Consider the following 24250-nt stretch of genomic DNA (forward strand, 5'->3'; position numbering starts at 1 on the left):
AGCCGGGAAAGTAATTCAATATTCTGTTGGCATTCGCCTTCTTTTCATATCCCGGGAAAGGGACATCGGGCAGGCGAACCCACGGGGGAGCCGGTGCGATCAGCCGGTACGCCGCAGCACGGCGAGGTACATCGCGTCCGTGCCGTGCAGATGCGGCCACAGCTGGACGTCCGGTCCGTCGCCCAGGGCGGGCACCCCGGGCATCAGCGGACGGGCGTCCACCCACTCGGCCTCGACCGGCGCCCCGCCGCGGCCCTTGAGTACGTCCTCGACGACCACCCGGGTCTCCGCGAGGTGCGGGGAGCAGGTGGCGTACCCGACGACGCCCCCGATCCGTACGGCCTTCAACGCCTCGCGCAGCAGACCGCGCTGGAGCGGCGCGAAGCTCTCCAGGTCCTCCTTGCGGCGCCGCCAGCGGGCCTCCGGCCGGCGGCGCAGCGCGCCGAGGCCCGAGCACGGGACGTCCATCAGGATCCGGTCGAAGGTGTCGGGCCGCCACGGCGGGCGGGTGCCGTCGGCGGTGATCACCTGGTACGGGCCGGGGTTGCCGGCGAGGGAGCGCTCGACGAGGCGGGCCCGGTGCGGCTGCTTCTCGGCCGCCAGCAGGGTGGCGCCGCGTCCGGCCGCGAGGGCGGCCATCAGGGCGGCCTTTCCGCCGGGGCCGGCGCAGCCGTCGAGCCAGCGGGTGTCCCTGCCCTCCAGCGGCGCGTTGGCGAGGGCGGCGGCGACGAGCTGGCTGCCCTCGTCCTGGACACCGGCCCGGCTCTCCTGCACGGCGGTCAGGGCGCCGGGCTCGCCGCCCTCGGCCATCCGCACGGCGTAGGGCGACCAGCGGCCCGGGAGCCCGTTCTCCTCGCCGAGCGCGTCGAGCAGCTCATCGGTGGTGGAGCGGCCGGGGCGGGCGACCAGCGTGACCTCGGGCCGTTCGTTGTCGGCCTCCAGCAGGTCCTCGATGCCGGCGCGGCCGCCGCCGAGGGCGTCCCAGAGCGCGGAGACGACCCAGCGCGGATGCGAGTGCACGAGCGCGAGGTGGTCCTCCGCGTCGTCCTCGTACGAGGGGGCGACCCGCGCCACCCACCCGTCGAGGTCGTCCGCCGAGACCTTGCGCAGGACGGCGTTGACGAACTTGGCGCGTCCCTCGCCGAGCACCACCCGGGCCAGTTCCACACTGGCGGAGACCGCGGCGTGGGTCGGGATACGGGTGCCGAGCAGCTGGTGCACGCCCATGTTCAGCACGTCCAGGACCGGCGGGTCGACCTCGCGCAGCGGCCGGTCGATGCAGGCGGCGACGATCGCGTCGTACGTGCCCTGCCGGCGCAGCGTTCCGTAGACCAGCTCGGTCGCCAGCGCCGCGTCCCGGTTGTCGAAGTCCCCCTTGGCGCGTGCCTTCTTCAACAGCGGGGGAAGGACGAGGTTGGCGTACGCGTCGCGTTCGTCGACGGCCCTGAGGGCCTCGAAGGCGAGGAACCGGACCGGGTCCTTCTGCGGACGGCGGTGCGGGGTGGCGGGACGGCGACGCGGCTGGTCGTTCACGTGAAAGGTGCTCCGCTGATGGTGAGAGGGCGAACTGCCCCAGCCTACGTCCCCGCCCCGCCCCGCTCCGCCGTCCCGACGGGATCCCTGGATCCCTAGATCCCCACGAGCTCGCCGGGAACGATGCGCACCCCGCGCGCCCAGTCCGCGGCACGCATCGGCTTCTTGCCCTGCGGCTGGACCCAGAGCAGCTCGATCGCGTGCGATCCGGTGCCCACGTGGACGTTGTTCTTGGCCGCGGACAGCTCGCCGGGCGCCAGATCGGTCCGGTCCAGGACGGGCACGGCCTGGATCAGCTTGAGCCGTTCCCCGCGGAAGAGGGTCCAGGCGCCGGGGGCGGGGGTGCAGCCGCGGACCACCCGGTCGACGCGCAGTGCGGGCGCCGACCACTGGACCTGGGCGTCCTCGACGGTGATCTTCGGCGCGAGGGTGATACCGCTGTCGGGCTGCGGTACGGCGTGCAGGGTGCCGTCCTCGATGCCGTCCATGGTGGCGGCGAGCAGCCCGGCCCCGGCGAACGCCAGCCGGGTCAGCAGATCACCGCTGGTGTCGGTGGGCCGGACCTCCTCGGTGAGGACGCCGTACACGGGCCCGGAGTCGAGCCCTTCCTCGATCAGGAAGGTGGAGGCGCCCGTCACCTCGTCGCCCGCCATGACGGCGTGCTGCACGGGTGCGGCGCCGCGCCAGGCGGGGAGCAGCGAGAAGTGGAGGTTGACCCAGCCGCGGGCGGGCACGTCGAGCGCGGTTCTGGGCAGCAGCGCCCCGTAGGCGACGACCGGGCAGCAGTCCGGGGCGATCTCCCGCAGCCGCGCCAGGAAGTCCTCGTCCCGCGGCCTGACCGGCTTGAGGACCTCGATCCCGGCCTCCTCGGCCCGTTCGGCGACGGGACTGGCGACCAGCCGGCGGCCGCGCCCCGCGGGCGCGTCGGGCCGGGTCACGACGGCGGCGACCTCGTGCCGGCCGGAGGCGATCAGGGCGTCGAGTGCGGGTACGGCTACCTCGGGGGTGCCTGCGAAGACGAGCTTCATGGGTGGCTGACTGCCTCTCAGGCCGAAACGTTACGGTGACGAGCAACGCACAAGTCTATGGGCCCGGCGGCCGGGGGGCGTACGCACCATTGCGCGCCCCTCGCAGGGGCGTATACGCCCCCGGAGCGTGACCACATCCCCGGCTGAGGCGTTGGTCAAGAGAGATTGACCGAAGCGAGCCGCCACGGTGCGGCCCGATCCCTTTCAACGCCGGTTCGAGAGGCTTCTTCATGGCCGACCACGCAACCCACGACGCCCAAGCGCGGGCCAGCCTGCATCTTCTGGTGCGGGACATCGAGCGGGTCCGGCGGCAGGTGGACGCGCTGCGCACCCTCACCGCCCAACTGGGCAACGTCTACCGTCCGCGCCGCTCCGGCCCGTCCGCGGGCTTCGTCGTCTACGGCAGGGCCCCGGCCCCCACCGTCAGGCTGGCGCAGGAACTGCGCGACAGTGTCGAGACCCTGGTGACGGCGGCAGTGGACTTCGACCGTTCGCTGGGCTTCTCCTGGGACGCGGTGGGCTCCGCACTGGGAGTCACCAAGCAGGCGGTCCACCGCCGCTACGGCACACGGCGTGCCACCCCCCAGCCGTTGGCGGCCGAGGCCGCCGAGCCCGTGGAGCAGCGGCCGGTGCCGGTGGTTCCCGGCTCCCCCGCCGCCCCCGCGCTGCCCGCGGTGCCGGCCGCGCGCTCGATGCCCCCGCAGCCGTCGGCGGACCGCCCGTCCCTGCGCGAGGACCTGCGCCCGGGGGCCTTCCCGGGCCCGCGCAACGGCTGACGCCGTGCGGCTGTACCCCGCCGCATCCCGGCGGGGCACAGCCGTACCGCGCCACCGCGGCCCCGGCCCGGCCGCCCGCGCCGTCAGCCGATGTCCGGCGGATCCACCCGGATCCGCACCACGCCTCCACCGCCCCGCGACATCCGCGCCGACTGCGCCGCCTTCAGCGCGGCCGCCAGAGCCGCCCCGCTGCCCGGACGCACCCGGACCAGGGCCCGCTCCCAGGTCTCCCCCGGCGGTGCGTCGAAGGGCCTGCGGGGCCGTCCCGGCTCACTGCCGGGGACCGGCACCGGACCGAGCACCTCCGCGTCCGGCGGGAGTTCCGCGGCGGCCAGGAACGCGGCGAGCGCCTGCGGCTCCCCCGTCACCGAAGCCATCCGGGACACCGGCGGAAAGCCCAGCTCGGCCCGTTCCGCGAGCTCTCGGCGCGCGTGCCCGACCGGGTCCCAGCGCACCAGGGCCTGCACCGGCCGCAGCGTCGGCTCGGCGACGATCACCACCGTGCCGCCCTCGGGCTGCCCCCGTACCAGCGCCGCGGCGGCCGTCCAGCGGCGCAGCGCCTCCTCCCCGGCCCGCAGGTCGGGGCGGCCGACCATCGCCCAGCCGTCCAGCAGCAGCGCCGCCGCGTACCCGCCCTCGGCGACCGGTTCGGCGCCCGGGGTGCTGACCACGAGCGCGGGCTGGTCCGGTACGGAGTCCAGCACGTGGTCGCGCCCGGAGGTCCGCACCGGCACGGCGGGAAAGGCCCGGCCGAGCTCCTCCGCGGTCCGGCGGGCGCCGACGATCTGCGCGCGCAGCCGGCGGGCCCCACAGGCGACGCAGTGCCAGGACGTCTCGGCCCGGCCGCACCAGGCGCAGTTCAGGTCCTGCTGGTCGGGCGCCTCCAGCGGCCCCGCGCAGTGCCGGCACCGCGCGGGCTCCCGGCAGCGCTCGCAGGCCAGTCGCGGGGCGTACCCGCGACGCGGCACCTGCACGAGCACCGGGCCGCTGCGCAGTCCGTCCCGCACGGTCTGCCACGCGAGGCTCGGCAGCCTCGCGGACCGGGCGGCGCCGTCCCGCGCGAGCTCGCCGTCGCCGACGGTACGCACCAGGGGCGCCGCGATCCGCGTCTGTTCCCGGTCGGCGCGCAGCGGCAGTGCCCAGCCGCTCTCCACCAGCTGGGCGGCCTCCACGGTGCAGTTCGTCCCGCCGAGCAGGAAGGCGCACCTGCTGTGCGCGGCCCGTAGTTCGAGGACCTCGCGGACGTGCGGGAAGGGGGCGTTGTCATCGCTGTGGCTGGAGTCCCCGTCGTCCCAGACGGCGACCAGGCCGAGGTCGGCGACCGGGGCGAACATCGCGGCCCGCGTCCCGACCACCGCCCGGACGGAACCGCGCCGTACGGCGAGCCACTCCCGGTACCGCTTCTCGGGCCCGGAGTCGGCGGTCAGCAGGGCGTGACGGCCTTCCCCGAGGACCCCGGAGAGTGCGGCGTCGACCCGCCCGGCGGTCCGTCCGTCGGGGACGACGACCAGTGCGCCGCGCCCCGACGCGAGGGTCGCGGCGACGGCCCTGGCGATCTCCTCCGGCCAGTGCGGGCCCGGCAGCGCGGTCCACACGGCCCTGGGCGCGCCGCCCGAGGCGAGCGCCTCCAGGAACGCCGCGCCCTGCCCGTACCGCGCCCAGGTGCCGGGAGAGGGCGCCGGGGGCGGCGGCAGCGGTTCGGGAGACGGTCTGGACTCGGCCCGTGCGTTCCTCGGCGGGACCGCGAGCTGGAGGACGTCCGCGAGGCTGCCCGCGTACCGGTCGGCGACGGCCCGCGCGAGGCCGAGCAGCTCCGGCCCGAGGACGGGTTCGGGCGACACGACGGAGGCGAGCGCGGCCAGTGCGCCGCTGTAGTCGGACTCGGCCAGCCGCTCGACCAGGAATCCGTCGATCAGCCCGCCGCCCTCGCGCCGCCCGCCCCGGACATTGCGCCCGCCGGCACCGAAGCGCACCCGCACCCTCACCCCGGGCTGCGCGTCGGCGTCGAGCTCCTCGGGGACGGCGTAGTCGAAGTACTGGTCGAGATGGAGCGCGCCCTTGTTCACCAGGACACGGGCGACGGGCAGCTCGGCGGCGAGGGCTGCCCCCCGCCAGGTCCGTGGTTTGGCCCGGGGCACCTTGGCCTGGCGCACCGTCTCCCGAATCAGCGCAAGCTGCTCCGGCGCCCCGGTGCCGGGCTCGTCGGACCGCTCGTTGTCGCTGCTCACAGCCAAATTCCTACCAGATGCCACTGACAGCGCGCGGCGGCGCCCGCCCCGGCCCCACGCCGGGCCCGCCCGTTCCGACGGGGAGAAACGCCGGAGCCCGGACACCGATGAGGCGTCCGGGCTCCGGCGGAAAGGTGCGCCCCCGAGGGCGTCGACCGGGGACCTACAGGCCCGCGGCCTTGCGCAGTGCGTCCACCCGGTCCGTGCGCTCCCACGTGAAGTCGGGAAGCTCGCGGCCGAAGTGGCCGTACGCGGCGGTCTGGGCGTAGATCGGGCGGAGCAGGTCGAGGTCGCGGATGATCGCGGCCGGGCGGAGGTCGAAGACCACGCCGATGGCGTGCTCGATCTTCTCGGTCTCGATCACCGCGGTGCCGAAGGTCTCGACGAACAGGCCCACCGGCTCGGCCTTGCCGATCGCGTAGGCGACCTGTACCTCGCAACGGGCCGCGAGGCCCGCGGCGACGACGTTCTTGGCGACCCAGCGCATCGCGTACGCGGCCGAGCGGTCCACCTTCGACGGGTCCTTGCCGGAGAAGGCACCGCCGCCGTGGCGGGCCATGCCGCCGTAGGTGTCGATGATGATCTTGCGGCCGGTCAGACCGGCGTCGCCCATCGGGCCGCCGATCTCGAAACGTCCGGTCGGGTTGACCAGCAGGCGGTAGCCCTCGGTGTCCAGCTTGATGCCGTCCTCGATCAGCTGCGCGAGCACGTGCTCGACGACGAACTCGCGGATGTCGGGCGCGAGGAGCGAGTCGAGGTCGATGTCGCTGGCGTGCTGCGAGGAGACGACGACCGTGTCGAGACGGACGGCCTTGTCACCGTCGTACTCGATGGTCACCTGGGTCTTGCCGTCGGGACGCAGGTACGGGATGGTCCCGTTCTTGCGGACCTCGGACAGGCGGCGGGACAGCCGGTGCGCGAGGTGGATCGGCAGCGGCATCAGCTCGGGCGTCTCGTCGCAGGCGTACCCGAACATCAGGCCCTGGTCGCCGGCGCCCTGCTTGTCGAGTTCGTCCTCGTCGCCCTCGACCCGCTTCTCGTAGGCGGTGTCGACTCCCTGCGCGATGTCGGGCGACTGCGCGCCGATGGACACCGAGACGCCACAGGAGGCGCCGTCGAAGCCCTTCTTGGAGGAGTCGTAACCGATTTCGAGGATCTTGTCGCGCACCAGCTGGGCGATCGGGGCGTAGGCCTTGGTCGTGACCTCACCCGCAACATGCACCTGACCTGTGGTGATCAAGGTCTCGACGGCGACACGCGACGTCGGGTCCTCGCGGAGAAGTGCGTCGAGAATGGTGTCGCTGATCTGGTCAGCGATCTTGTCGGGGTGACCCTCGGTAACGGACTCCGAGGTGAAGAGACGGCGGGACACATCGCTCCCTGGGGTTGCAGCGGCTGCTGGCTGATCATTTGGCGGACGGCCCGGGAGCTGCGCCCGGTAAGGTCCGGGACCAGTTTATCGGTCGGCTCCGGCTGTCGGACAACGTGTCTCGCCCTTTGGGAGTTCTGTGACACGCGGCACGGCGGCCCGGATGCCCTCCGGCGGCGCCGGAAAGCCCTGTCGAAGCCCTGTTTCCCAAGGGATCCGACCTGCCGGGCGAGGACACGGGAAATTCATGCAAGACGCGGCGACACGAGGTCCCAGACCGTGTCGGCGAGCGCCTCCTTGGGCCCGAACGGCACCGGGGTCTCGCCGCCGTCGGCCGCGAGCACCACCGCTTCGTTCTCCTCGGCGCCGAAGGTCCTGCGCTCCCCCACCTCGTTGACCACCAGGAGGTCGCAGCCCTTGCGGCGGAGCTTCTCGCGCCCGTTGGCCAGGACGTTGTCGGTCTCGGCCGCGAACCCGACCACGATCTGTTCCGGGTGGGCGCGCCGCGCGGCGACCTCGGCGAGGATGTCCGGGTTGCGGACGAGCGTGATCGGGGCGGGCTCCTGGCCGTCCTTCTTCTTGATCTTCCCCGTGGCGTACTCGGCCGGGCGGAAGTCGGCCACCGCCGCCGCCATCACCACGACGTCCGCGTCCGCCGCCGCCTTCAGCACGGCCTCGCGCAGCTGCATAGCGGTCCCGGCCCGGACGACGTCGGCCCCGGACGGGTCGGGCAGGCCGGTGTTGGCCTCGATGAGCGTGACCCGCGCACCGCGGGCGACCGCGGTGCGGGCGAGCGCGTACCCCTGCTTGCCGGAGGAGCGGTTGCCGAGGTACCGGACCGGGTCGAGCGGTTCCCGGGTGCCGCCCGCGCTGATCACCACATGGCGGCCCACCAGGTCGGGGGCGACGGGGCCGCGGGCCAGCACGCGGCGGCAGACCTCGAAGATCTCCGCCGGGTCCGGCAGCCTGCCCTTGCCGGTGTCGACGCCGGTGAGCCGGCCGACGGCGGGCTCGATGACGAGGGCGCCCCGGCGGCGCAGGGTGGCGACGTTCTCCCGGGTGGCCGGGTGCTCCCACATCTCGGTGTGCATGGCGGGCGCGAAGACGACCGGACAGCGCGCGGTGAGCAGCGTGTTGGTGAGCAGGTCGTCGGCCAGCCCGTGGGCGGCCTTCGCCAGCAGGTCGGCGGTGGCGGGGGCGACGACGACGAGGTCGGCGTGCTGCCCGATCCGCACGTGCGGCACTTCGTGGACGTCGTTCCAGACCTCGGTCGACACCGGGTGGCCGGAGAGCGCCGACCAGGTGGCCGGGCCCACGAAGTGGAGGGACGACTCGGTCGGCACGACCCGTACGTCGTGGCCGGACTCGGTCAGCCGCCGCAGCAGCTCGCACGCCTTGTAGGCGGCGATGCCCCCGCTGACGCCCAGAACGACCTTCGGCTTCTCCACTGCGTCTCCCCGCACTCGGATACGTACTCGGCCCCGTACGCCTCCATGCTGCCTCACCGTCGCGGACGCCGGTCTGCCGCCCCGGGACACACCACAGGCCCGGCGGTGGAGACCGCCGGGCCTGTGGTGAAGGTGCGTTTTCCTGCTTACTGCGCGGGGCCCTCGATGGCCTCGGAGGTGAGCAGGCCCGCGTTGATCTCGCGGAGTGCGATCGAGAGCGGCTTCTCGTGCACGTGGGTGTCGACGAGCGGGCCGACGTACTCGAGGAGTCCCTCACCGAGCTGCGAGTAGTACGCGTTGATCTGGCGCGCGCGCTTGGCGGCGTAGATCACGAGGCTGTACTTCGAGTCGGTTGCTTCGAGGAGCTCATCAATCGGCGGGTTGATGATGCCCTCGGGCGTGGTGATGGAAGAGGACACTCTCTGCCTTCCGAAGGGGGTGAAGATCAAAGAAATCTTTGACAGTCAGGGGCTGTGTGGTGCGGTCCCGTGTCGGTGCGACGCGTTCGTTCAGTCGCCGGCGGCACGGTGGCCGGAAGCCTCCAGCATCAAGGCTAGCAGCTCACGTGCCACATCCTCGACGGAGGTATTGACAAGCGTCGTATCGAACTCGGATTCGGCAGCCAGTTCGATCCTGGCCGCGCCGAGACGGCGCTCGATCACCTCGGGCGCCTCGGTGCCGCGGCCGGTGAGCCGGCGGACCAGCTCGTCCCAGCTCGGCGGCGCCAGGAAGACCAGCTGGGCGTCGGCCATCGACTGCCTGACGAGCCGGGCACCCTGGAGGTCGATCTCCAGCAGCACCGGCTCACCCGCCTCCAGCCGCTCCTGCACGGCGCGGCGCGGCGTGCCGTAGCGGTTGCCGGCGAACTCGGCCCACTCCAGCAGCTCGCCGTTGGCGATCAGCTTGTCGAACTCCTCGTTGTCCACGAAGAAGTAGTGGACTCCGTTGCGTTCACCGGGGCGGGGCTTGCGGGTCGTCGCCGACACCGAGAGCCATACCTCGGGGTGGACCTTGCGCATATGCGCGACGACCGTGCTCTTGCCGACCCCCGAGGGGCCGGAGAGCACGGTCAGCCGCGGACGTGCGTCCGGGGGTGCGGGGGACGTCCCCCGGGATGTTGCAGCCATGGAGCGATTATCCAGGTTCTCAGGAGTGCCTGAGAACGTCAGGCGGCGCTGCCGCCGAACTCACGCTCCAGGGATGCGATCTGGTTGGAGCCAAGACCCCGGACCCGGCGGCTCTCGGAGATGCCGAGCCGCTCCATGATCTGCTTGGCGCGGACCTTGCCCACGCCGGGCAGGGACTCGAGCAGGGCGGAGACCTTCATCTTCCCGATGACGTCGTTCTCCTGGCCCGACTTGATGACCTCGTGGAGGGAGGCGCCGGAGTGCTTGAGTCGATTCTTGACCTCGGCCCGCTCCCGGCGAGCCGCGGCGGCCTTTTCGAGCGCGGCTGCGCGCTGTTCAGGGGTAAGGGGCGGAAGAGCCACGCCTACGTCACCTCGGATGTCGATCTGTCGGATACGGACCGGTGAGGCAACTGGATCGCCCCTCACCTGGTGAGCAACGAACAACCTGTGCGCGTTGGCTCTCGACGGAGACTAGCGGCCAAGGCCGCCGGAGTCAGCGAGAACAGACTAAAAGTCCTGGTCAGCCTTTGCCGACCGGGACATTCCCGGCATAACAGCCGAGATTTTTGGTCAGGATTACGTCAACACGCTGTTACGTGGGATGGTCAGCCGTCCGAGACGGCCGCGCGGACCTCGTCCGCGAACCGCTCGGCGGCTTCGCGCAGCCCTGCCGCGTCCGGACCGTGGCGCAGCACGCCCCGGCTCACGCTGGGCAGCACATTGCCCACCGCGTCACCGAAGACCCCCGGCAGATCCGCGGGGGTCGCGCCCTGCGCGCCGATGCCGGGCGCGAGCAGCGGACCGTTGATCGCGAGGTCCGCGCCCGCGTCGCCGAGCGTGGCCCCGACCACCGCGCCGACCGAGCCGAGCGGGGTGGCCCCCTCGTTCTCGGCCGCCATGTGGTCGAGCATCAGCTGGGCCAGCGAGCGGCCGTCGGCCGCGGTGGCGCGCTGCACCTCGGCGCCCTCCGGGTTGGAGGTGAGGGCGAGTACGAAGACCCCGGAACCGGAGAGCGCGGCCGCGTCGAGCGCCGGCCGCAGCGAGCCGAAGCCGAGGTACGGCGAGACGGTGACCGCGTCGGAGAACAGCGGCGAGTCCTTGTCGAGGTAGGTGGCGGCGTAGGCGCCCATGGTGGAGCCGATGTCACCGCGCTTGGCGTCCATCAGGACCAGTGCGCCGGCCTCCCGGGCCTCCTCGACGGCCTTCTCCAGGACGGCGATGCCGCGCGAGCCGAAGCGCTCGAAGAACGCCGACTGCGGCTTGAGGACGGCGACCCGGCCGGCCAGCGCCTCCACGACCGTACGGGTGAAGCGCTCCAGGCCCGCCACGTCGTCGTTCAGCCCCCAGGAGGTGAGCAGGGAGGCGTGCGGGTCGATGCCGACGCAGAGCGGGCCACGGGTGTCCATGGCCCGGCGCAGCCGTGCGCCGAAGGGTTCCTGGGTCATCGGGCGGCCTTCCTGGTTTCTGCGCCGACGGCGTCGGCGAGGGTGGCGTACGGGGAGGCGGCCAGACGGGCGGCCAGGCCCTTGTGGATCGCGCGGGCGTAGAAGGGGCCCTCGTAGATGAAGGCGCTGTAGCCCTGTACGAGCGTGGCGCCGGCGAGGATGCGCTGCCAGGCGTCCTCGGCGTTCTCGATGCCTCCGACGCCCACCAGGGTGATCCGGTCGCCCACGCGCGCGTAGAGGCGGCTCACGACCTCCAGGGAGCGTTCCTTGAGGGGTGCGCCGGAGAGCCCGCCGGTCTCCCCGGTCAGGGTCGGTGAGGACTTCAGGCCCAGGCTGTCGCGGGCGATGGTGGTGTTGGTGGCGATGATGCCGTCCAGGCCCAGCTCGACCGCGAGGTCGGCGACCGCGTCGATGTCCTCGTCCGCGAGGTCGGGGGCGATCTTGACGAGCAGCGGGACCCGGCGCCCGGTGACGGTCCGGTCGGCGGCCTCGCGCACGGCGGACAGCAGCGGGCGCAGCGACTCGGTGGCCTGGAGGTTGCGCAGGCCCGGCGTGTTCGGCGAGGAGACGTTGACGACGAGGTAGTCGGCGTGGGCGGCGAGCCGCTCGGTGGACTTCACGTAGTCGGCGGCGGCCTCGGCCTCGGGGACGGCCTTGGTCTTGCCGATGTTGACGCCGACCGTGGTCCGGAAGACCGGCACGCGGGCGGCCAGGCGCTCCGCGACGGCGGCCGAGCCCTCGTTGTTGAAGCCCATGCGGTTGATCAGCGCGCGGTCCGCGACGAGGCGGAACAGCCGCTTCCTGGGGTTGCCGGGCTGCGGCTCGCCGGTGACCGTACCGATCTCGATGTGGTCGAAGCCGAGCATCGACATGCCGTCGATCGCGACGGCGTTCTTGTCGAAGCCGGCGGCGAGGCCGAAGGGGCCGTGCATCCGCAGGCCGAGGGCCTCGGTGCGCAGCTCCCGGTGGCGGGGGGCGAGCGCGGCGGCGACGAAGGTGCGCAGGACGGGGACGCGGGCGGCGAGGCGGATCCACCGGAACGCGGCGTAGTGGGCCTGCTCCGGGTCCATGCGCTTGAAGACCAGCTGGAAGAAGAGTTTGTACATCGGGGGTGTCCTCGGTGTTCTCACGAAGAAGAGGGGGACACCGTTTCCGGTGTCCCCCTGCTGGGCTTCTCTAGTCGCGGGCCGCGGTCAGACGTTCCGCGTGTTCCTGGAGGGAACGGACGCCCACGTCGCCGTGGTTGAGGGCGTCGATGCCCTGGACCGCCGCGGCGAGCGCCTGGACCGTGGTCAGGCACGGTACGGACCGGGCGACGGCCGCGGTGCGGATCTCGTAGCCGTCGAGCCGGCCGCCGGTTCCGTACGGCGTGTTGACGATGAGGTCGACCTCGCCGTCGTGGATCAGCTGGACGATGGTCTTCTCGCCGTTGGGGCCCTCGCCCTCGGACTGCTTGCGCACGACGCGGGCGTTGATGCCGTTGCGCTTGAGCACCTCCGCGGTGCCGGAGGTGGCCATCAGCTCGAAGCCGTGGGCGACCAGCTCGCGGGCCGGGAAGATCATCGAGCGCTTGTCGCGGTTGGCGACCGAGATGAAGGCGCGGCCCGTGGTGGGCAGCGGGCCGTACGCGCCGGCCTGCGACTTGGCGTACGCCGTGCCGAAGACCGAGTCGATGCCCATGACCTCGCCGGTGGAGCGCATCTCCGGGCCGAGGACCGTGTCGACGCCGCGGCCGTGGATGTCGCGGAAGCGCGACCACGGCATGACGGCCTCCTTGACGGAGATCGGCGCGTCGAGCGGCAGGGTGCCGCCGTCGCCGTGCTTCGGCAGGAGGCCCTCCTCGCGCAGCTCCGCGACGGTCGCGCCCAGCGAGATCCGGGCGGCGGCCTTGGCGAGCGGGACCGCGGTCGCCTTCGAGGTGAAGGGGACGGTGCGCGAGGCGCGCGGGTTGGCCTCCAGGACGTAGAGGATGTCTCCGGAGAGCGCGAACTGGATGTTGATCAGTCCGCGTACGCCGACGCCCTTGGCGATGCCCTCGGTGGAGGCGCGCAGCCGCTTGATGTCGTAGCCGCCGAGGGTGATCGGGGGCAGTGCGCAGGCGGAGTCCCCGGAGTGGATGCCGGCCTCCTCGATGTGCTCCATGACGCCGCCGAGGTAGAGCTCGGTGCCGTCGTAGAGCGCGTCGACGTCGATCTCGATCGCGTCGTCGAGGAAGCGGTCGACCAGGACCGGCCGGGTGGGGCTGATCTCGGTGGACTCGGAGATGTACGAGGCGAGCCGGGTCTCGTCGTACACGATCTCCATGCCGCGGCCGCCGAGCACGTACGAGGGGCGTACGAGGACGGGGTAGCCGATCTCGTCGGCGATGGCCTTGGCCCCGGCGAAGGTGGTGGCGGTGCCGTGCTTGGGGGCGGGCAGACCTGCCTCGGCCAGGACCTGGCCGAAGGCGCCGCGGTCCTCGGCGGCGTGGATCGCCTCCGGCGGGGTGCCGACGACGGGCACGCCGTTGTCCTTGAGCGCCTGGGCGAGGCCGAGCGGGGTCTGGCCGCCGAGCTGCACGATGACACCCGCGATCGGGCCCGCGAGGGACTCCGCGTGCACGATCTCCAGCACGTCTTCCAGCGTGAGCGGCTCGAAGTAGAGGCGGTCGGAGGTGTCGTAGTCCGTGGACACGGTCTCCGGGTTGCAGTTGACCATCACGGTCTCGTAGCCCGCGTCGCTCAGCGCGAAGGAGGCGTGGACGCAGGAGTAGTCGAACTCGATGCCCTGGCCGATGCGGTTGGGGCCCGAGCCGAGGATGATCACCGCGGGCTTGGTGCGGGGCGCGACCTCGCTCTCCTCGTCGTAGGAGGAGTAGAAGTACGGGGTCTTCGCGGCGAACTCGGCGGCGCAGGTGTCGACCGTCTTGTAGACCGGGCGGATGCCGAGCGCGTGCCGCACCTCGCGGACGACGTCCTCGCGCAGACCGCGGATCCCGGCGATCTGGGCGTCCGAGAAGCCGTGCCGCTTGGCGTCGGCCAGCAGTTCGGGCTGGAGCTTGTCGGCGGCGGCCAGCTCGTCGGCGATCTCCTTGATCAGGAAGAGCTGGTCGACGAACCAGGGGTCGATCCTCGTGGCGTCGAAGACCTCCTCCTGGGTGGCGCCGGCCCGGATCGCCTGCATGACGGTGTTGATCCGGCCGTCGGTCGGGCGGACCGCCTCCGCCAGCAGCTCCGCCTTGTCGCCGGGATCGCCGGTGAAGGTGAACTGCGAGCCCTTCTTCTCCAGGGAGCGCAGTGCCTTCTGCAGCGCCTCGGTGAAGTTCCGGCCGATCGCCATGGCCTCGCCCACCGACTTCATGGTGGTGGTGAGGGTGGAGTCGGCGGAGGGGAACTTCTCGAAGGCGAAGCGCGGGGCCTTGACCACGACGTAGTCGAGGGTCGGCTCGAAGGAGGCCGGGGTCTTCTCGGTGATGTCGTTGGGGATCTCGTCGAGCGTGTAGCCGACGGCCAGCTTGGCGGCGATCTTGGCGATCGGGAAGCCGGTGGCCTTCGACGCGAGCGCCGAGGAGCGGGAGACGCGCGGGTTCATCTCGATCACGATGACCCGGCCGTCGACCGGGTCGATGGCGAACTGGATGTTGCAGCCGCCGGTGTCGACGCCGACCTCGCGGATGATCGCGATGCCGATGTCGCGCAGCCGCTGGTACTCGCGGTCGGTGAGCGTCATCGCCGGGGCGACGGTGATGGAGTCGCCCGTGTGGACGCCCATCGGGTCGAAGTTCTCGATGGAACAGACGACCACGACGTTGTCGTTCTTGTCGCGCATCAGCTCCAGCTCGTACTCCTTCCAGCCGAGGATGGACTCCTCCAGGAGCACCTCGGTGGTCGGGGAGAGCGTGAGGCCCTGTCCGGCGATGCGGCGCAGCTCCTCCTCGTCGTGGGCGAAGCCGGAGCCGGCGCCGCCCATCGTGAAGGAGGGGCGGACGACGACGGGGTAGCCCCCGAGCGTGTCGACGCCCTTGATGATGTCGTCCATGGAGTGGCAGATGACGGAGCGGGCGGACTCGCCGTAGCCGATCTTCTCCTTGACCGCCTCGACGACACCCTTGAAGAGCTCGCGGTCCTCGCCCTTGTTGATGGCTTCGACGTTGGCGCCGATGAGCTCGACGCCGTACTTCTCCAGGACACCGTTCTCGTGCATGGAGATCGCGGTGTTCAGCGCGGTCTGGCCGCCCAGGGTGGGGAGCAGCGTGTCGGGGCGCTCCTTGGCGATGATCTTCTCGACGAACTCGGGGGTGATCGGCTCGACGTAGGTGGCGTCGGCGATCTCCGGGTCGGTCATGATCGTCGCCGGGTTGGAGTTCACCAGGATGACGCGCAGGCCCTCGGCCTTGAGGACGCGGCATGCCTGGGTGCCGGAGTAGTCGAACTCGGCGGCCTGGCCGATGACGATCGGACCGGAGCCGATGACCAGGACGGACTGGATATCGGAGCGCTTAGGCACGCTGGCCCTCCATCAGGGATACGAAGCGGTCGAAGAGGTACGCGGCGTCGTGCGGGCCGGCGGCCGCCTCGGGGTGGTACTGGACGCTGAAGGCCGGCCGGTCGAGGAGCTGGAGGCCCTCGACGACCTGGTCGTTCAGGCAGACGTGGGAGACCTCGGCCCGCCCGTAGGCGGTGTCGGAGACCTTGTCGAGCGGGGCGTCGACGGCGAACCCGTGGTTGTGCGCGGTGACCTCGACCTTGCCGGTCGAACGGTCCTGCACGGGCTGGTTGATGCCGCGGTGGCCGTACTTCAGCTTGTACGTGCCGAAGCCGAGCGCGCGGCCCAGGATCTGGTTGCCGAAGCAGATGCCGAAGAGCGGGGTCTTCCGCTCCAGGACGCCCCGCATGACGGAGACCGGGTGGTCGGCGGTGGACGGGTCGCCGGGGCCGTTGGAGAAGAAGACGCCGTCGGGGTTCACCGCGTACACCTCCTCCAGGGTGGCGGTGGCGGGCAGGACGTGCACCTCGATGCCGCGCTCGGCCATCCGGTGCGGGGTCATGCCCTTGATGCCGAGGTCGACCGCGGCGACGGTGAACTTCTTGGTGCCGATCGCGGGGACGACGTAGGCCTCCTTGGTGGCGACCTCGGCGGAGAGGTCGGCGCCCGTCATCTCGGGGGCCTGGCGCACCCTGGCGAGGAGGGTGCCCTCGTCGGCGAGCGCGTCGCCGGAGAAGATGCCGACGCGCATCGCGCCGCGCTCGCGCAGGTGGCGGGTGAGGGCGCGGGTGTCGATGCCGCTGATCCCGACGACGCCCTGGGTCGTGAGCTCCTCGTCGAGCGAGCGCCGCGAGCGCCAGTTGGAGGGCACCCGGGCGGGGTCGCGCACGACGTAGCCGGCGACCCAGATCCGCTTCGACTCGGGGTCCTCGTCGTTCACACCGGTGTTGCCGACGTGCGGGGCGGTCATCACGACGACCTGGCGGTGGTACGAGGGGTCGGTCAGCGTCTCCTGGTAGCCGGTCATGCCGGTGGAGAACACCGCCTCGCCGAAGGTCTCCCCCACAGCCCCGTAGGCGCGGCCGCGGAAGGAGCGGCCGTCCTCCAGGACGAGTACGGCGGGAGCTTTGGCGGCTCCCCGGGTGGAGATCGTCATCGTGCGGTGCCTTCCGTAGAGCTGGTGAGGTGGTTGACGGCGTCGACCCACGCAGGGTGTTCGGCCGCGTGGTCGGAGCGGAATCCGGAGTCGATCAGCTGGTCCCCGAGCGCCCAGGTGATGATCAGCAGGCCCCCCTCGGGGAGGACCTTGCCCGCGAGTGCCTTGTCGGTGCGGGCCGCGCGCAGGTCGGCGGCGGGGACGAAGAAGTCCGCCGCGCCGGGCCGTACGACGTCGAGGCCCTGCTCGGTGAGGGTGAGCTCGACGCGGCTGCGGGTGCCGAGGCCGTGGGCGACGATGCGGTCGAGCCACTGCCCGGCCGTCGTCGAGGCGTGGTAGCGCCCGGTGAGGGTGAGCAGCTTCTCGCCGTCCGCGAAGTCGTCCGGGCGGGGCGCGAGGTCGGACAGTCCGGACTGGAGGCTGCCGCGCCACTTCCATCCCTGGCGCATCAGCCAGTAGACGAAGGCGACGAGGACGGCCAGTCCGATCACCCAGGCGATCCGGGCGGACCAGTCGGTCACCTCCGCCGACTTCTGCTCGGCGGCCAGTTGGTACAGCTGATGCTTGGGGCTGAGTGTTGTCACGCGAGCTTCCCGTCGACGACCGTGGCACGGCCCCGCAGGAAGGTGTGGGTCACTCGGCCCGGCAGCTCGCGCCCCTCGTACGGAGTGTTGCGGCTGCGGGAGGCGAAGCCCGCGGGGTCCACCGCCCCACGGTATGCCGGATCGACCAGCGTGAGGTTGGCGGGCTCACCCGCGGCGACGGGGCGGCCGTGGCCGTCCAGCCGGCCGATGGCGGCCGGGCGCAGCGACATCCGGTCGGCGACGCCGGCCCAGTCGAGGAGTCCGGTCTCGACCATCGTCTGCTGGACCACGGAGAGTGCGGTCTCCAGGCCCACCATGCCCATGGCGGCCGCGGCCCACTCGCAGTCCTTGTCCTCGTACGGGTGCGGGGCGTGGTCGGTGGCGACGCAGTCGATGGTGCCGTCGGCGAGGGCCTCGCGCAGGGCCAGGACGTCGGCCTCGGTGCGCAGCGGCGGGTTCACCTTGTAGACCGGGTTGTAGGACCGTACGAGCTCGTCGGTGAGGAGCAGGTGGTGCGGGGTGACCTCGGCGGTGACGTTCCAGCCCTTGGACTTGGCCCAGCGGACGATCTCGACGGATCCGGCGGTCGACAGGTGGCAGATGTGCACCCGGGAGCCGACGTGGGCGGCGAGCAGCACATCGCGGGCGATGATCGACTCCTCGGCGACCGCGGGCCAGCCGCCGAGGCCGAGCTCGGCCGAGACGACGCCCTCGTTCATCTGGGCGCCCTCGGTGAGGCGGGGCTCCTGGGCGTGCTGGGCGACGACTCCGTCGAACGCCTTCACGTACTCCAGGGCGCGGCGCATGATCACCGCGTCGTCGACGCACTTGCCGTCGTCGGAGAAGACCTTCACTCCGGCGGCCGAATCGTGCATGGCGCCGAGTTCGGCGAGCTGCTTGCCCTCCAGGCCGACGGTGACGGCGCCGATGGGCTGCACGTCGCAGTAGCCGGATTCCCTGCCGAGCCGCCAGACCTGCTCGACGACGCCGGCGGTGTCGGCGACCGGGAAGGTGTTGGCCATGGCGTGCACGGCGGTGAAGCCGCCGACCGCCGCGGCCCTGGTGCCGGTCAGGACGGTCTCGGAGTCCTCCCGGCCGGGCTCGCGCAGGTGGGTGTGGAGGTCGACCAGACCGGGCAGCAGGACCTGGCCCGCCGCCTCGACGACGGTGGCGCCGGCGGCGTCGAGGCCGGTGCCGACCGCCGCGATGGTCTCGCCGTCGATCAGGACGTCCCCCGGCTCGCCGCCGAGGATCTTCGCGCCGCGGATAAGGATCTTGCTCATGGTTACTTGTTCTCCTCGGTACGGGCGGCGGGCGACGGGTGGGAGGGGGCTGCGGGTCCGGAGCCGCCCAGGAGCAGGTAGAGCACGGCCATCCGGATGGAGACCCCGTTGGCGACCTGCTCGACGACCGTGCACCGGTCGGAGTCGGCCACCTCTGCGGTGATCTCCATGCCGCGGACCATCGGGCCGGGGTGCATGACGATGGCGTGCTCGGGCATCTTGGCCATCCGCTCGCCGCCCAGGCCGTAGCGGCGGGAGTACTCCCGCTCGGTCGGGAAGTACGCGGCGTTCATCCGCTCACGCTGCACACGGAGCATCATCACCGCGTCAGAGGCGGGCAGCACCTTGTCGAGGCTGTAGCTGACGTCGCACGGCCAGTGCTCGACGCCGACCGGGACCAGGGTGGGCGGCGCCACGAGGGTGACGTGGGCGCCGAGGGTGGTCAGCAGGTGGACGTTGGAGCGGGCGACCCGGCTGTGCAGGATGTCGCCGACGATCGTGATCCGGCGTCCGTCGAGGTCCTTGCCGAGTCCGGCGTCGGCCCCGACCAGCCTGCGGCGCATCGTGAACGCGTCCAGGAGGGCCTGGGTGGGGTGCTCGTGGGTGCCGTCACCGGCGTTGACGACCGCGCCGTCGATCCAGCCCGAGGTGGCCAGGCGGTAGGGGGCGCCGGAGGCGCCGTGCCGGATGACGACGGCGTCCGCGCCCATCGCCTCCAGGGTCAGGGCGGTGTCCTTGAGCGATTCGCCCTTGGAGACGGAGGAGCCCTTGGCGGAGAAGTTGATGACATCGGCGGACAGCCGCTTGGCGGCCGCCTCGAAGGAGATGCGGGTCCGCGTCGAGTCCTCGAAGAAGAGGTTGACGACCGTCCGGCCGCGCAGGGTGGGGAGTTTCTTGATCGGCCGGTCCGCGACCCTGGCCATTTCCTCGGCGGTGTCGAGGATCAGGACGGCGTCGTCGCGGGTGAGGTCGGCGGCCGAGATGAGGTGGCGCTTCATCTGGGTGTTCTCCGGGTGGCTGGAGGGTTCAGGCGTGCGGGCGTGCGGAAGCCGCCGTACGGCAGGTGAGCCGTGCGGATGCGCAGCTACTGCTCGACCGCCGGGGCGGTCCGCCTGACGCCGAGGAGCACGGCGTCGCGGCCGTCCTCCTCGTCGAGCTGGACCTTGACCGTCTCCCGCAGCGACGTGGGGAGGTTCTTGCCGACGTAGTCGGCGCGGATCGGGAGTTCGCGGTGCCCGCGGTCGACGAGGACCGCGAGCTGCACCGCGCGGGGCCGGCCGATGTCGCCGAGCGCGTCGAGCGCGGCGCGGATCGTACGGCCGGAGAAGAGGACGTCGTCGACGAGGACGACCAGGCGGCCCTCGATGCCCTCGCCGGGGATCTCGGTGCGGGCCAGGGCCCGTGCCGGGTGCATCCGCAGGTCGTCGCGGTACATGGTGATGTCGAGGGAGCCGACCGGCATCGTGCGGCCGGTGATCTCTTCGAGCTTGTCGGCGAGCCGGCGGGCGAGGAAGACGCCCCGGGTCGGGATGCCGAGGAGCACCACATCGTCGGCGCCCTTGGCGCGTTCGACGATCTCGTGGGCGATGCGGGTCAGTACTCGGGCGATGTCGGGAGCCTCGAGGACGGGGCGTGCCGCATTGCCGGTGGCGTCGTGCTGTGCGTCCATAAGAAACGGACCTCCTTCTCCGCCTCACTGGACGGATCTTAAAGGACGTCGAAATTGCGTCATCCACGTTACCAGGGCTTGTGCAGGGCCCTCGTCGCACCCCCGGGAGGTACCGGTCCCCAGCTTTCAGCTTGACGCACCCAAGTAACGCTGCGTAACCTCACAGTGAGTTACCAGCCACGCGGCGGAGCCGCGAAATGTTCCAGCGTCCCGGGAGCCTTATGTCCAGCGAATACGCAAAGCAGCTCGGGGCCAAGCTCCGTGCCATCCGCACCCAGCAGGGCCTCTCCCTCCATGGCGTCGAGGAGAAGTCCCAGGGCCGCTGGAAGGCCGTCGTGGTGGGCTCGTACGAGCGCGGCGACCGTGCCGTGACGGTACAGCGCCTCGCCGAGCTGGCCGACTTCTACGGTGTCCCCGTGCAGGAGCTCCTGCCCGGCACGACGCCCGGCGGAGCCGCCGAGCCGCCGCCGAAGCTCGTCCTGGACCTGGAGCGCCTCGCCCACGTCCCGCCGGAGAAGGCCGGACCGCTGCAGCGCTACGCGGCGACGATCCAGAGCCAGCGCGGCGACTACAACGGCAAGGTGCTCTCGATCCGCCAGGACGACCTGCGCACGCTCGCCGTGATCTACGACCAGTCGCCGTCCGTGCTCACGGAACAGCTGATCAGCTGGGGCGTGCTCGACGCGGACGCGCGTCGCGCGGTCGCCCACGACGAGGGCTGAGCACCCCAGCAGAAACGTACCGCCGGAACGGCGGGGCCCTTTCCCGGATGCCCCGCCGCTCCGGCGTTCCTGTTTTCCGGGAGCCGCACCGGCGGGCGGGCGGAGTACGACGAAGGGCCCCCGGTCTGTCGACCGCGGGCCCTTCGTCGGCTGAGCGCCTCCGGCGGCTACTGCTCCCGGCGGAGGTTCGGCTTGAGGTCCTTGAAACGGGCCAGCAGGCCGTTCACGAAGGACGGGGAGTCGTCGGTGGAGAACTCCTTGGCGATCTGCACCGCCTCGTCGATCACCACCGCGTCCGGGGTCGCGTCCACCCAGATCAGCTCGTAGGCACCGAGCCGCAGGATGTTCCGGTCGACGACCGGCATCCGGTCGATCTCCCAGTCCACCGCATAGGTGATGATGAGGTCGTCGATCCGGTCCGCGTACTGCGCGTACCCCTCGACGAGCTCCATCGTGTACTCGGTGACCGGCGGCTGACGGGTGTCGGACCGCGAGTGCCGCACCCAGTCCGCGAGGACCGTCTGCACGGACTCACCGCGCTGGTCGGCCTCGAAGAGGATCTGGAAGGCGCGCTTGCGGGCCGTATTCCGGGCAGCCACGGTTAGCTGTTCACCCGGCCGAGGTAATCGCCCGAGCGGGTGTCGACCTTGATCTTCTCACCGGTCGTGATGAAGAGCGGAACACCGATCTCGTAACCGGTCTCCAGCGTGGCGGGCTTGGTGCCACCGGTGGACCGGTCGCCCTGGACGCCCGGGTCCGTGTGCTGGATGACGAGCTCGACGGCGGCCGGCAGCTCGACGTAGAGCACCTCGCCCTCGTGCTGCGCGACAGAGGCGGTGAAGCCCTCGATCAGGAAGTTGGCGGCGTCGCCGACGGACTTGCGGTCGACCATCAGCTGGTCGTACGTGTCCATGTCCATGAAGACGAAGTACTCGCCGTCCATGTACGAGAACTGCATGTCGCGTCGGTCAATGGTGGCCGTTTCGACCTTCACACCGGCGTTGAACGTCTTGTCGACGACCTTGCCGGAGAGCACGTTCTTGAGCTTGGTGCGCACGAAGGCAGGGCCCTTGCCGGGCTTGACGTGCTGGAACTCGACGACGGACCAGAGCTGGCCTCCGTCGAGCTTGAGCACCAGGCCGTTCTTGAGGTCGTTCGTGGAAGCCACGGTTGCGGAATCTCCTGGACTGAAGCTGGTGGAACGACCGAGGATGCGCGCTAGAGCGCGAGCAGCTCCTTGGTCGTAATGGTGAGTAGCTCGGGTCCGCCGTCCGCCTCGGGGCGCACGACGAGCGTGTCATCGATCCGGACCCCGCCCCGGCCCGGGAGGTGGACCCCGGGTTCGACGGTGACCGGCACACAAGCGTCCAGTTTACCCATGGCCGCAGGTGCCAGTTGCGGGTCCTCGTCGATTTCGAGCCCCACCCCGTGCCCGGTACGGACCGGGAGCCCCTCACCATGGCCCGCGGAGTCCAGGAGGTGGCGGGCCGCGCGGTCCACGTCGCGGTAGGCGGCGCCGGGCACAAGTGCCTCCCGTCCAGCCCTCTGAGCGGCGAAAACCAGGTCGTAGAGCTCGATCTGCCAATCGGCCGGAGCCGTTCCGATGACGAAGGTGCGGCCGATCTCGCACCGGTAGCCGCGGTAGTTCGCACCGAGGCAGACGGAGAGGAAATCTCCTTCCTCCACCCTCCGGTCCGAGGGCCGGTGACGGCCCCGGCCGGAGTTGGGACCGGTGGCGACGGAGGTGGCGAAGGCGGGGCCGTCGGCGCCGTGGTCCACCAGCCGGCGCTCCAGTTCCAGCGCGAGGTGCCGTTCGGTGCGGCCGACCAGGATCGATTCGAGAAGTTCACCGAGCGCCTGGTCGGTGATCTCGGCGGCGATCCGCAGACAGCCGATCTCTTCCTCGTCCTTGACGATGCGCAGTTGCTCGACGGTGACCCCGAGGTCGGCCAGCCGGAGCTTCGGAGCGACCGCGCCCATGGCCCGGTGCCGGGCCACCGTCAGATCGTGTTCCTCGACGGCCAGGGACTCCGCACCGCGGGAGGTGGCCAGACCCGCGGCGGCGACCACCGGATCGCCGCCGGTGACCGACAGCAGGTCCACCCGGAGCTGTTCATCGGTACGCCCGTCGGCCGGATCGCCGGTCGGGGGGCGCGAGCAGAGCAGAACGTCCTCGTCGGGGCCGAGCAGCAGCACGGCGCCCGGGGGCGCTCCCCCCGCCAGGTAGCGGACATTGGCGGGGCGGGAGACCAGGGCGGCCGCGGATCCGACGGCGGCGCACCGGTCGCGGAGCAGCCCGCGGCGGACGGCGTACACCTCTGACATGCATCGAGCGTACGAGCGCTGACGCGGGCCCGCTCGGTCAGCGCACCCGACCGGGGCACGGCGGGCCGCGCGGCTACCAGGCCGGGGGGCTGGCTATGGAGCGGGCGAGTATGTCGTCCAGGACGCGGGCGGTGGTCTCCACGTCGTACGTCGAGTTGTCGATGATCGGCAGCCCGGAGCCGTACCAGCCGGCCATCCGGCCGTGGATCCGGGCGACCTCCTCGTCCGAGAGGCGGCGGTTGCCGCTGCGGGCTGCGTTGCGCTCCAGGACGACCTCCAGGCCCGGCAGCAGGACGACGGGCAGCAGTCCGGGGCCGACGTGGCGCTTCCAGCCACCGAGGCCGACCACGGGGCGGTCGGGGAAGACCGCGTCGTCGAGGATGCAGGAGATCCCGTTGGCCAGGAAGTTGCGGGCGGCGAAGCCGCAGGTGCGGCGGGCCAGCCGGTACTGGGCCTCCGACTGGTCGTTCCACCCCGCCTGCGGGTCGGCGAAGCCGGAGCAGACCCACTCGCGGACGTCGTCGAGGCTGACGTGGGCGGTGGGGACCCGGCGGCGGCTGGCCCAGAGCTTGGCCACGGTGGTCTTCCCCGCGCCCGCGGGGCCGATCAGGAGCACGGCGAGGGTCGCGGTGCCGGTCCCGGGCTCGGCGGGCGGTGCGGGCAGCGGTACGGGCCCGCCGGGCGGCAGCTGGATGTGCCCGGTGGTCTCCCTGGAGACCGGCGCCGGCGCCTGGTGCGGCGCGGGTCCGCTCCAGCCCTGGTTCTGCCCCTGCCGGGCTGGCGGGGCCTGGGGCGGCGCGGCGGGGCGGCCGGCCGGGGGCGGTGGGACGGGAGGGCTCGACGGGGGCGGGCCCGGAGGGCCGGCCGGGGGCGGAACCGGCGGACCGGCGTGGCCGGGGTGCTGGGCCTGGTGCGGCCAGCCGACAGGCCCGATTCCGGGTCCCTGGGGCGGCGGCAGCGGTGCCCCCACTGCGTGCTGCATCCGGTGGCACTCCGTCTCGTACAGGCAACTGGCGCTGGTGGAAGGCCAACCGTACCGTCCCCGGCCGCCACAGAGGGAACGGCCGGGTGCGGTGCGGAGTGCCCCGTCG

At 71.8% G+C, this 24250-nt stretch carries 22 protein-coding genes; 2 read left to right on the forward strand and 20 right to left on the reverse strand.

The window, feature by feature from the left end; all coding sequences use genetic code 11:
* Positions 1-99: 99 nt before the first annotated feature.
* Together ACIQM0_RS11790 and fmt are read right to left on the reverse strand one after the other, a co-directional pair.
* The gene (locus ACIQM0_RS11790; RefSeq protein WP_401285844.1) at positions 100-1533 is read right to left on the reverse strand and encodes an RsmB/NOP family class I SAM-dependent RNA methyltransferase; all 1434 of its coding nucleotides are present in this window, start codon (positions 1531-1533) and stop codon (positions 100-102) included.
* Between the two features lie 95 nt (positions 1534-1628).
* A complete protein-coding gene (gene fmt, locus ACIQM0_RS11795; RefSeq protein ID WP_363027771.1) occupies positions 1629-2561 on the reverse strand; it encodes a methionyl-tRNA formyltransferase in 933 nt (310 codons plus the stop codon).
* 230 nt (positions 2562-2791) lie between these two features.
* On the opposite strand from fmt, the gene ACIQM0_RS11800 reads away from it, so the two are divergent.
* The gene (locus ACIQM0_RS11800; protein ID WP_401285845.1) at positions 2792-3337 is read left to right on the forward strand and encodes a hypothetical protein; all 546 of its coding nucleotides are present in this window, start codon (positions 2792-2794) and stop codon (positions 3335-3337) included.
* An 83-nt stretch (positions 3338-3420) separates the two neighbouring features.
* Here the strand turns inward: ACIQM0_RS11800 and ACIQM0_RS11805 are convergent, their stop codons facing one another.
* The 14 genes from ACIQM0_RS11805 to pyrR all read right to left on the reverse strand — a co-directional run bounded on the left by ACIQM0_RS11805 (position 3421) and on the right by pyrR (position 20112).
* Positions 3421-5565 (reverse strand): primosomal protein N', encoded by a 2145-nt coding sequence (locus ACIQM0_RS11805; protein ID WP_401285846.1) that lies wholly within the window; start codon positions 5563-5565, stop codon positions 3421-3423.
* A 163-nt stretch (positions 5566-5728) separates the two neighbouring features.
* The gene (metK, locus tag ACIQM0_RS11810) at positions 5729-6937 is read right to left on the reverse strand and encodes a methionine adenosyltransferase (RefSeq protein ID WP_363027765.1); all 1209 of its coding nucleotides are present in this window, start codon (positions 6935-6937) and stop codon (positions 5729-5731) included.
* Positions 6938-7179: 242 nt separating this feature from the next.
* Positions 7180-8382, reverse strand: a complete 1203-nt coding sequence (gene coaBC, locus ACIQM0_RS11815; RefSeq protein ID WP_401285847.1) for a bifunctional phosphopantothenoylcysteine decarboxylase/phosphopantothenate--cysteine ligase CoaBC — start codon at positions 8380-8382, stop codon at positions 7180-7182.
* Between the two features lie 146 nt (positions 8383-8528).
* Positions 8529-8801, reverse strand: coding sequence for a DNA-directed RNA polymerase subunit omega (rpoZ, locus tag ACIQM0_RS11820; protein ID WP_003970369.1), 273 nt, complete (start codon positions 8799-8801; stop codon positions 8529-8531).
* Positions 8802-8891: 90 nt separating this feature from the next.
* Entirely contained in the window at positions 8892-9509 is a 618-nt protein-coding gene (gene gmk, locus ACIQM0_RS11825) for a guanylate kinase (RefSeq protein ID WP_401285848.1), read from the reverse strand.
* Between the two features lie 38 nt (positions 9510-9547).
* Positions 9548-9871 (reverse strand): integration host factor, encoded by a 324-nt coding sequence (locus ACIQM0_RS11830; RefSeq protein ID WP_018524251.1) that lies wholly within the window; start codon positions 9869-9871, stop codon positions 9548-9550.
* Between the two features lie 245 nt (positions 9872-10116).
* Positions 10117-10956 (reverse strand): orotidine-5'-phosphate decarboxylase, encoded by an 840-nt coding sequence (pyrF, locus tag ACIQM0_RS11835; protein WP_401285849.1) that lies wholly within the window; start codon positions 10954-10956, stop codon positions 10117-10119.
* On the reverse strand, positions 10953-12062 hold the full coding sequence (locus ACIQM0_RS11840; protein ID WP_401285850.1) for a quinone-dependent dihydroorotate dehydrogenase: 1110 nt from the start codon (positions 12060-12062) through the stop codon (positions 10953-10955). The genes pyrF and ACIQM0_RS11840 overlap by 4 nt, the downstream gene beginning before the upstream one ends.
* A 70-nt stretch (positions 12063-12132) precedes the next feature.
* The gene (carB, locus tag ACIQM0_RS11845; protein WP_401285851.1) at positions 12133-15441 is read right to left on the reverse strand and encodes a carbamoyl-phosphate synthase large subunit; all 3309 of its coding nucleotides are present in this window, start codon (positions 15439-15441) and stop codon (positions 12133-12135) included.
* Positions 15434-16576: a glutamine-hydrolyzing carbamoyl-phosphate synthase small subunit gene (carA, locus tag ACIQM0_RS11850; protein WP_401285852.1), complete on the reverse strand. Its 1143-nt coding sequence runs from the start codon at positions 16574-16576 to the stop codon at positions 15434-15436. Before carA ends, carB begins: the two co-directional genes overlap by 8 nt.
* On the reverse strand, positions 16573-17160 hold the full coding sequence (locus tag ACIQM0_RS11855; protein ID WP_401285853.1) for a hypothetical protein: 588 nt from the start codon (positions 17158-17160) through the stop codon (positions 16573-16575). The genes carA and ACIQM0_RS11855 overlap by 4 nt, the downstream gene beginning before the upstream one ends.
* Complete coding sequence (locus tag ACIQM0_RS11860; protein ID WP_401285854.1) at positions 17157-18443, reverse strand: dihydroorotase; 1287 nt, start codon at positions 18441-18443, stop codon at positions 17157-17159. The genes ACIQM0_RS11855 and ACIQM0_RS11860 overlap by 4 nt, the downstream gene beginning before the upstream one ends.
* Positions 18444-18445: 2 nt before the next feature.
* Complete coding sequence (locus ACIQM0_RS11865; RefSeq protein ID WP_363027748.1) at positions 18446-19441, reverse strand: aspartate carbamoyltransferase catalytic subunit; 996 nt, start codon at positions 19439-19441, stop codon at positions 18446-18448.
* Positions 19442-19527: 86 nt separating this feature from the next.
* Complete coding sequence (pyrR, locus tag ACIQM0_RS11870; protein ID WP_401285855.1) at positions 19528-20112, reverse strand: bifunctional pyr operon transcriptional regulator/uracil phosphoribosyltransferase PyrR; 585 nt, start codon at positions 20110-20112, stop codon at positions 19528-19530.
* A gap of 221 nt (positions 20113-20333) precedes the next feature.
* On the opposite strand from pyrR, the gene bldD reads away from it, so the two are divergent.
* Positions 20334-20834, forward strand: coding sequence for a transcriptional regulator BldD (gene bldD, locus ACIQM0_RS11875; protein ID WP_014157378.1), 501 nt, complete (start codon positions 20334-20336; stop codon positions 20832-20834).
* 167 nt (positions 20835-21001) lie between these two features.
* Here the strand turns inward: bldD and nusB are convergent, their stop codons facing one another.
* The 4 genes from nusB to ACIQM0_RS11895 form a co-directional block, all read right to left on the reverse strand.
* Positions 21002-21433 carry a transcription antitermination factor NusB gene (gene nusB / locus ACIQM0_RS11880; protein ID WP_207315353.1) on the reverse strand — a complete coding sequence of 144 codons (432 nt, stop codon included), beginning with the start codon at positions 21431-21433 and terminating at the stop codon, positions 21002-21004.
* 2 nt (positions 21434-21435) lie between these two features.
* Positions 21436-22002 (reverse strand): elongation factor P, encoded by a 567-nt coding sequence (efp, locus tag ACIQM0_RS11885; RefSeq protein WP_024490947.1) that lies wholly within the window; start codon positions 22000-22002, stop codon positions 21436-21438.
* 50 nt (positions 22003-22052) lie between these two features.
* Positions 22053-23159, reverse strand: a complete 1107-nt coding sequence (locus tag ACIQM0_RS11890) for an aminopeptidase P family protein (RefSeq protein WP_401285856.1) — start codon at positions 23157-23159, stop codon at positions 22053-22055.
* Between the two features lie 73 nt (positions 23160-23232).
* Entirely contained in the window at positions 23233-24141 is a 909-nt protein-coding gene (locus ACIQM0_RS11895; RefSeq protein WP_401285857.1) for a Pro-rich N-terminal domain-containing protein, read from the reverse strand.
* Between the last annotated feature and the right edge of the window lie 109 nt (positions 24142-24250).

The sequence above is a fragment of the Streptomyces sp. NPDC091387 genome (assembly GCF_044756945.1).
Taxonomy (GTDB): Bacteria; Actinomycetota; Actinomycetes; order Streptomycetales; family Streptomycetaceae; genus Streptomyces.

What these genes read in the sequence shown, in the direction of transcription:
- fmt (WP_363027771.1), bottom strand. Translation starts at nt 2,561, where the DNA reads ATGAAGCTCGTCTTCGCAGGCACCCCCGAGGTAGCCGTACCCGCACTC.
- ACIQM0_RS11800 (WP_401285845.1), top strand. Translation starts at nt 2,792, where the DNA reads ATGGCCGACCACGCAACCCACGACGCCCAAGCGCGGGCCAGCCTGCAT.
- gmk (WP_401285848.1), bottom strand. Translation starts at nt 9,509, where the DNA reads ATGGCTGCAACATCCCGGGGGACGTCCCCCGCACCCCCGGACGCACGT.
- pyrF (WP_401285849.1), bottom strand. Translation starts at nt 10,956, where the DNA reads ATGACCCAGGAACCCTTCGGCGCACGGCTGCGCCGGGCCATGGACACC.
- ACIQM0_RS11840 (WP_401285850.1), bottom strand. Translation starts at nt 12,062, where the DNA reads ATGTACAAACTCTTCTTCCAGCTGGTCTTCAAGCGCATGGACCCGGAG.
- carA (WP_401285852.1), bottom strand. Translation starts at nt 16,576, where the DNA reads ATGACGATCTCCACCCGGGGAGCCGCCAAAGCTCCCGCCGTACTCGTC.
- ACIQM0_RS11860 (WP_401285854.1), bottom strand. Translation starts at nt 18,443, where the DNA reads ATGAGCAAGATCCTTATCCGCGGCGCGAAGATCCTCGGCGGCGAGCCG.
- ACIQM0_RS11865 (WP_363027748.1), bottom strand. Translation starts at nt 19,441, where the DNA reads ATGAAGCGCCACCTCATCTCGGCCGCCGACCTCACCCGCGACGACGCC.
- pyrR (WP_401285855.1), bottom strand. Translation starts at nt 20,112, where the DNA reads ATGGACGCACAGCACGACGCCACCGGCAATGCGGCACGCCCCGTCCTC.
- bldD (WP_014157378.1), top strand. Translation starts at nt 20,334, where the DNA reads ATGTCCAGCGAATACGCAAAGCAGCTCGGGGCCAAGCTCCGTGCCATC.
- ACIQM0_RS11890 (WP_401285856.1), bottom strand. Translation starts at nt 23,159, where the DNA reads ATGTCAGAGGTGTACGCCGTCCGCCGCGGGCTGCTCCGCGACCGGTGC.
- ACIQM0_RS11895 (WP_401285857.1), bottom strand. Translation starts at nt 24,141, where the DNA reads ATGCAGCACGCAGTGGGGGCACCGCTGCCGCCGCCCCAGGGACCCGGA.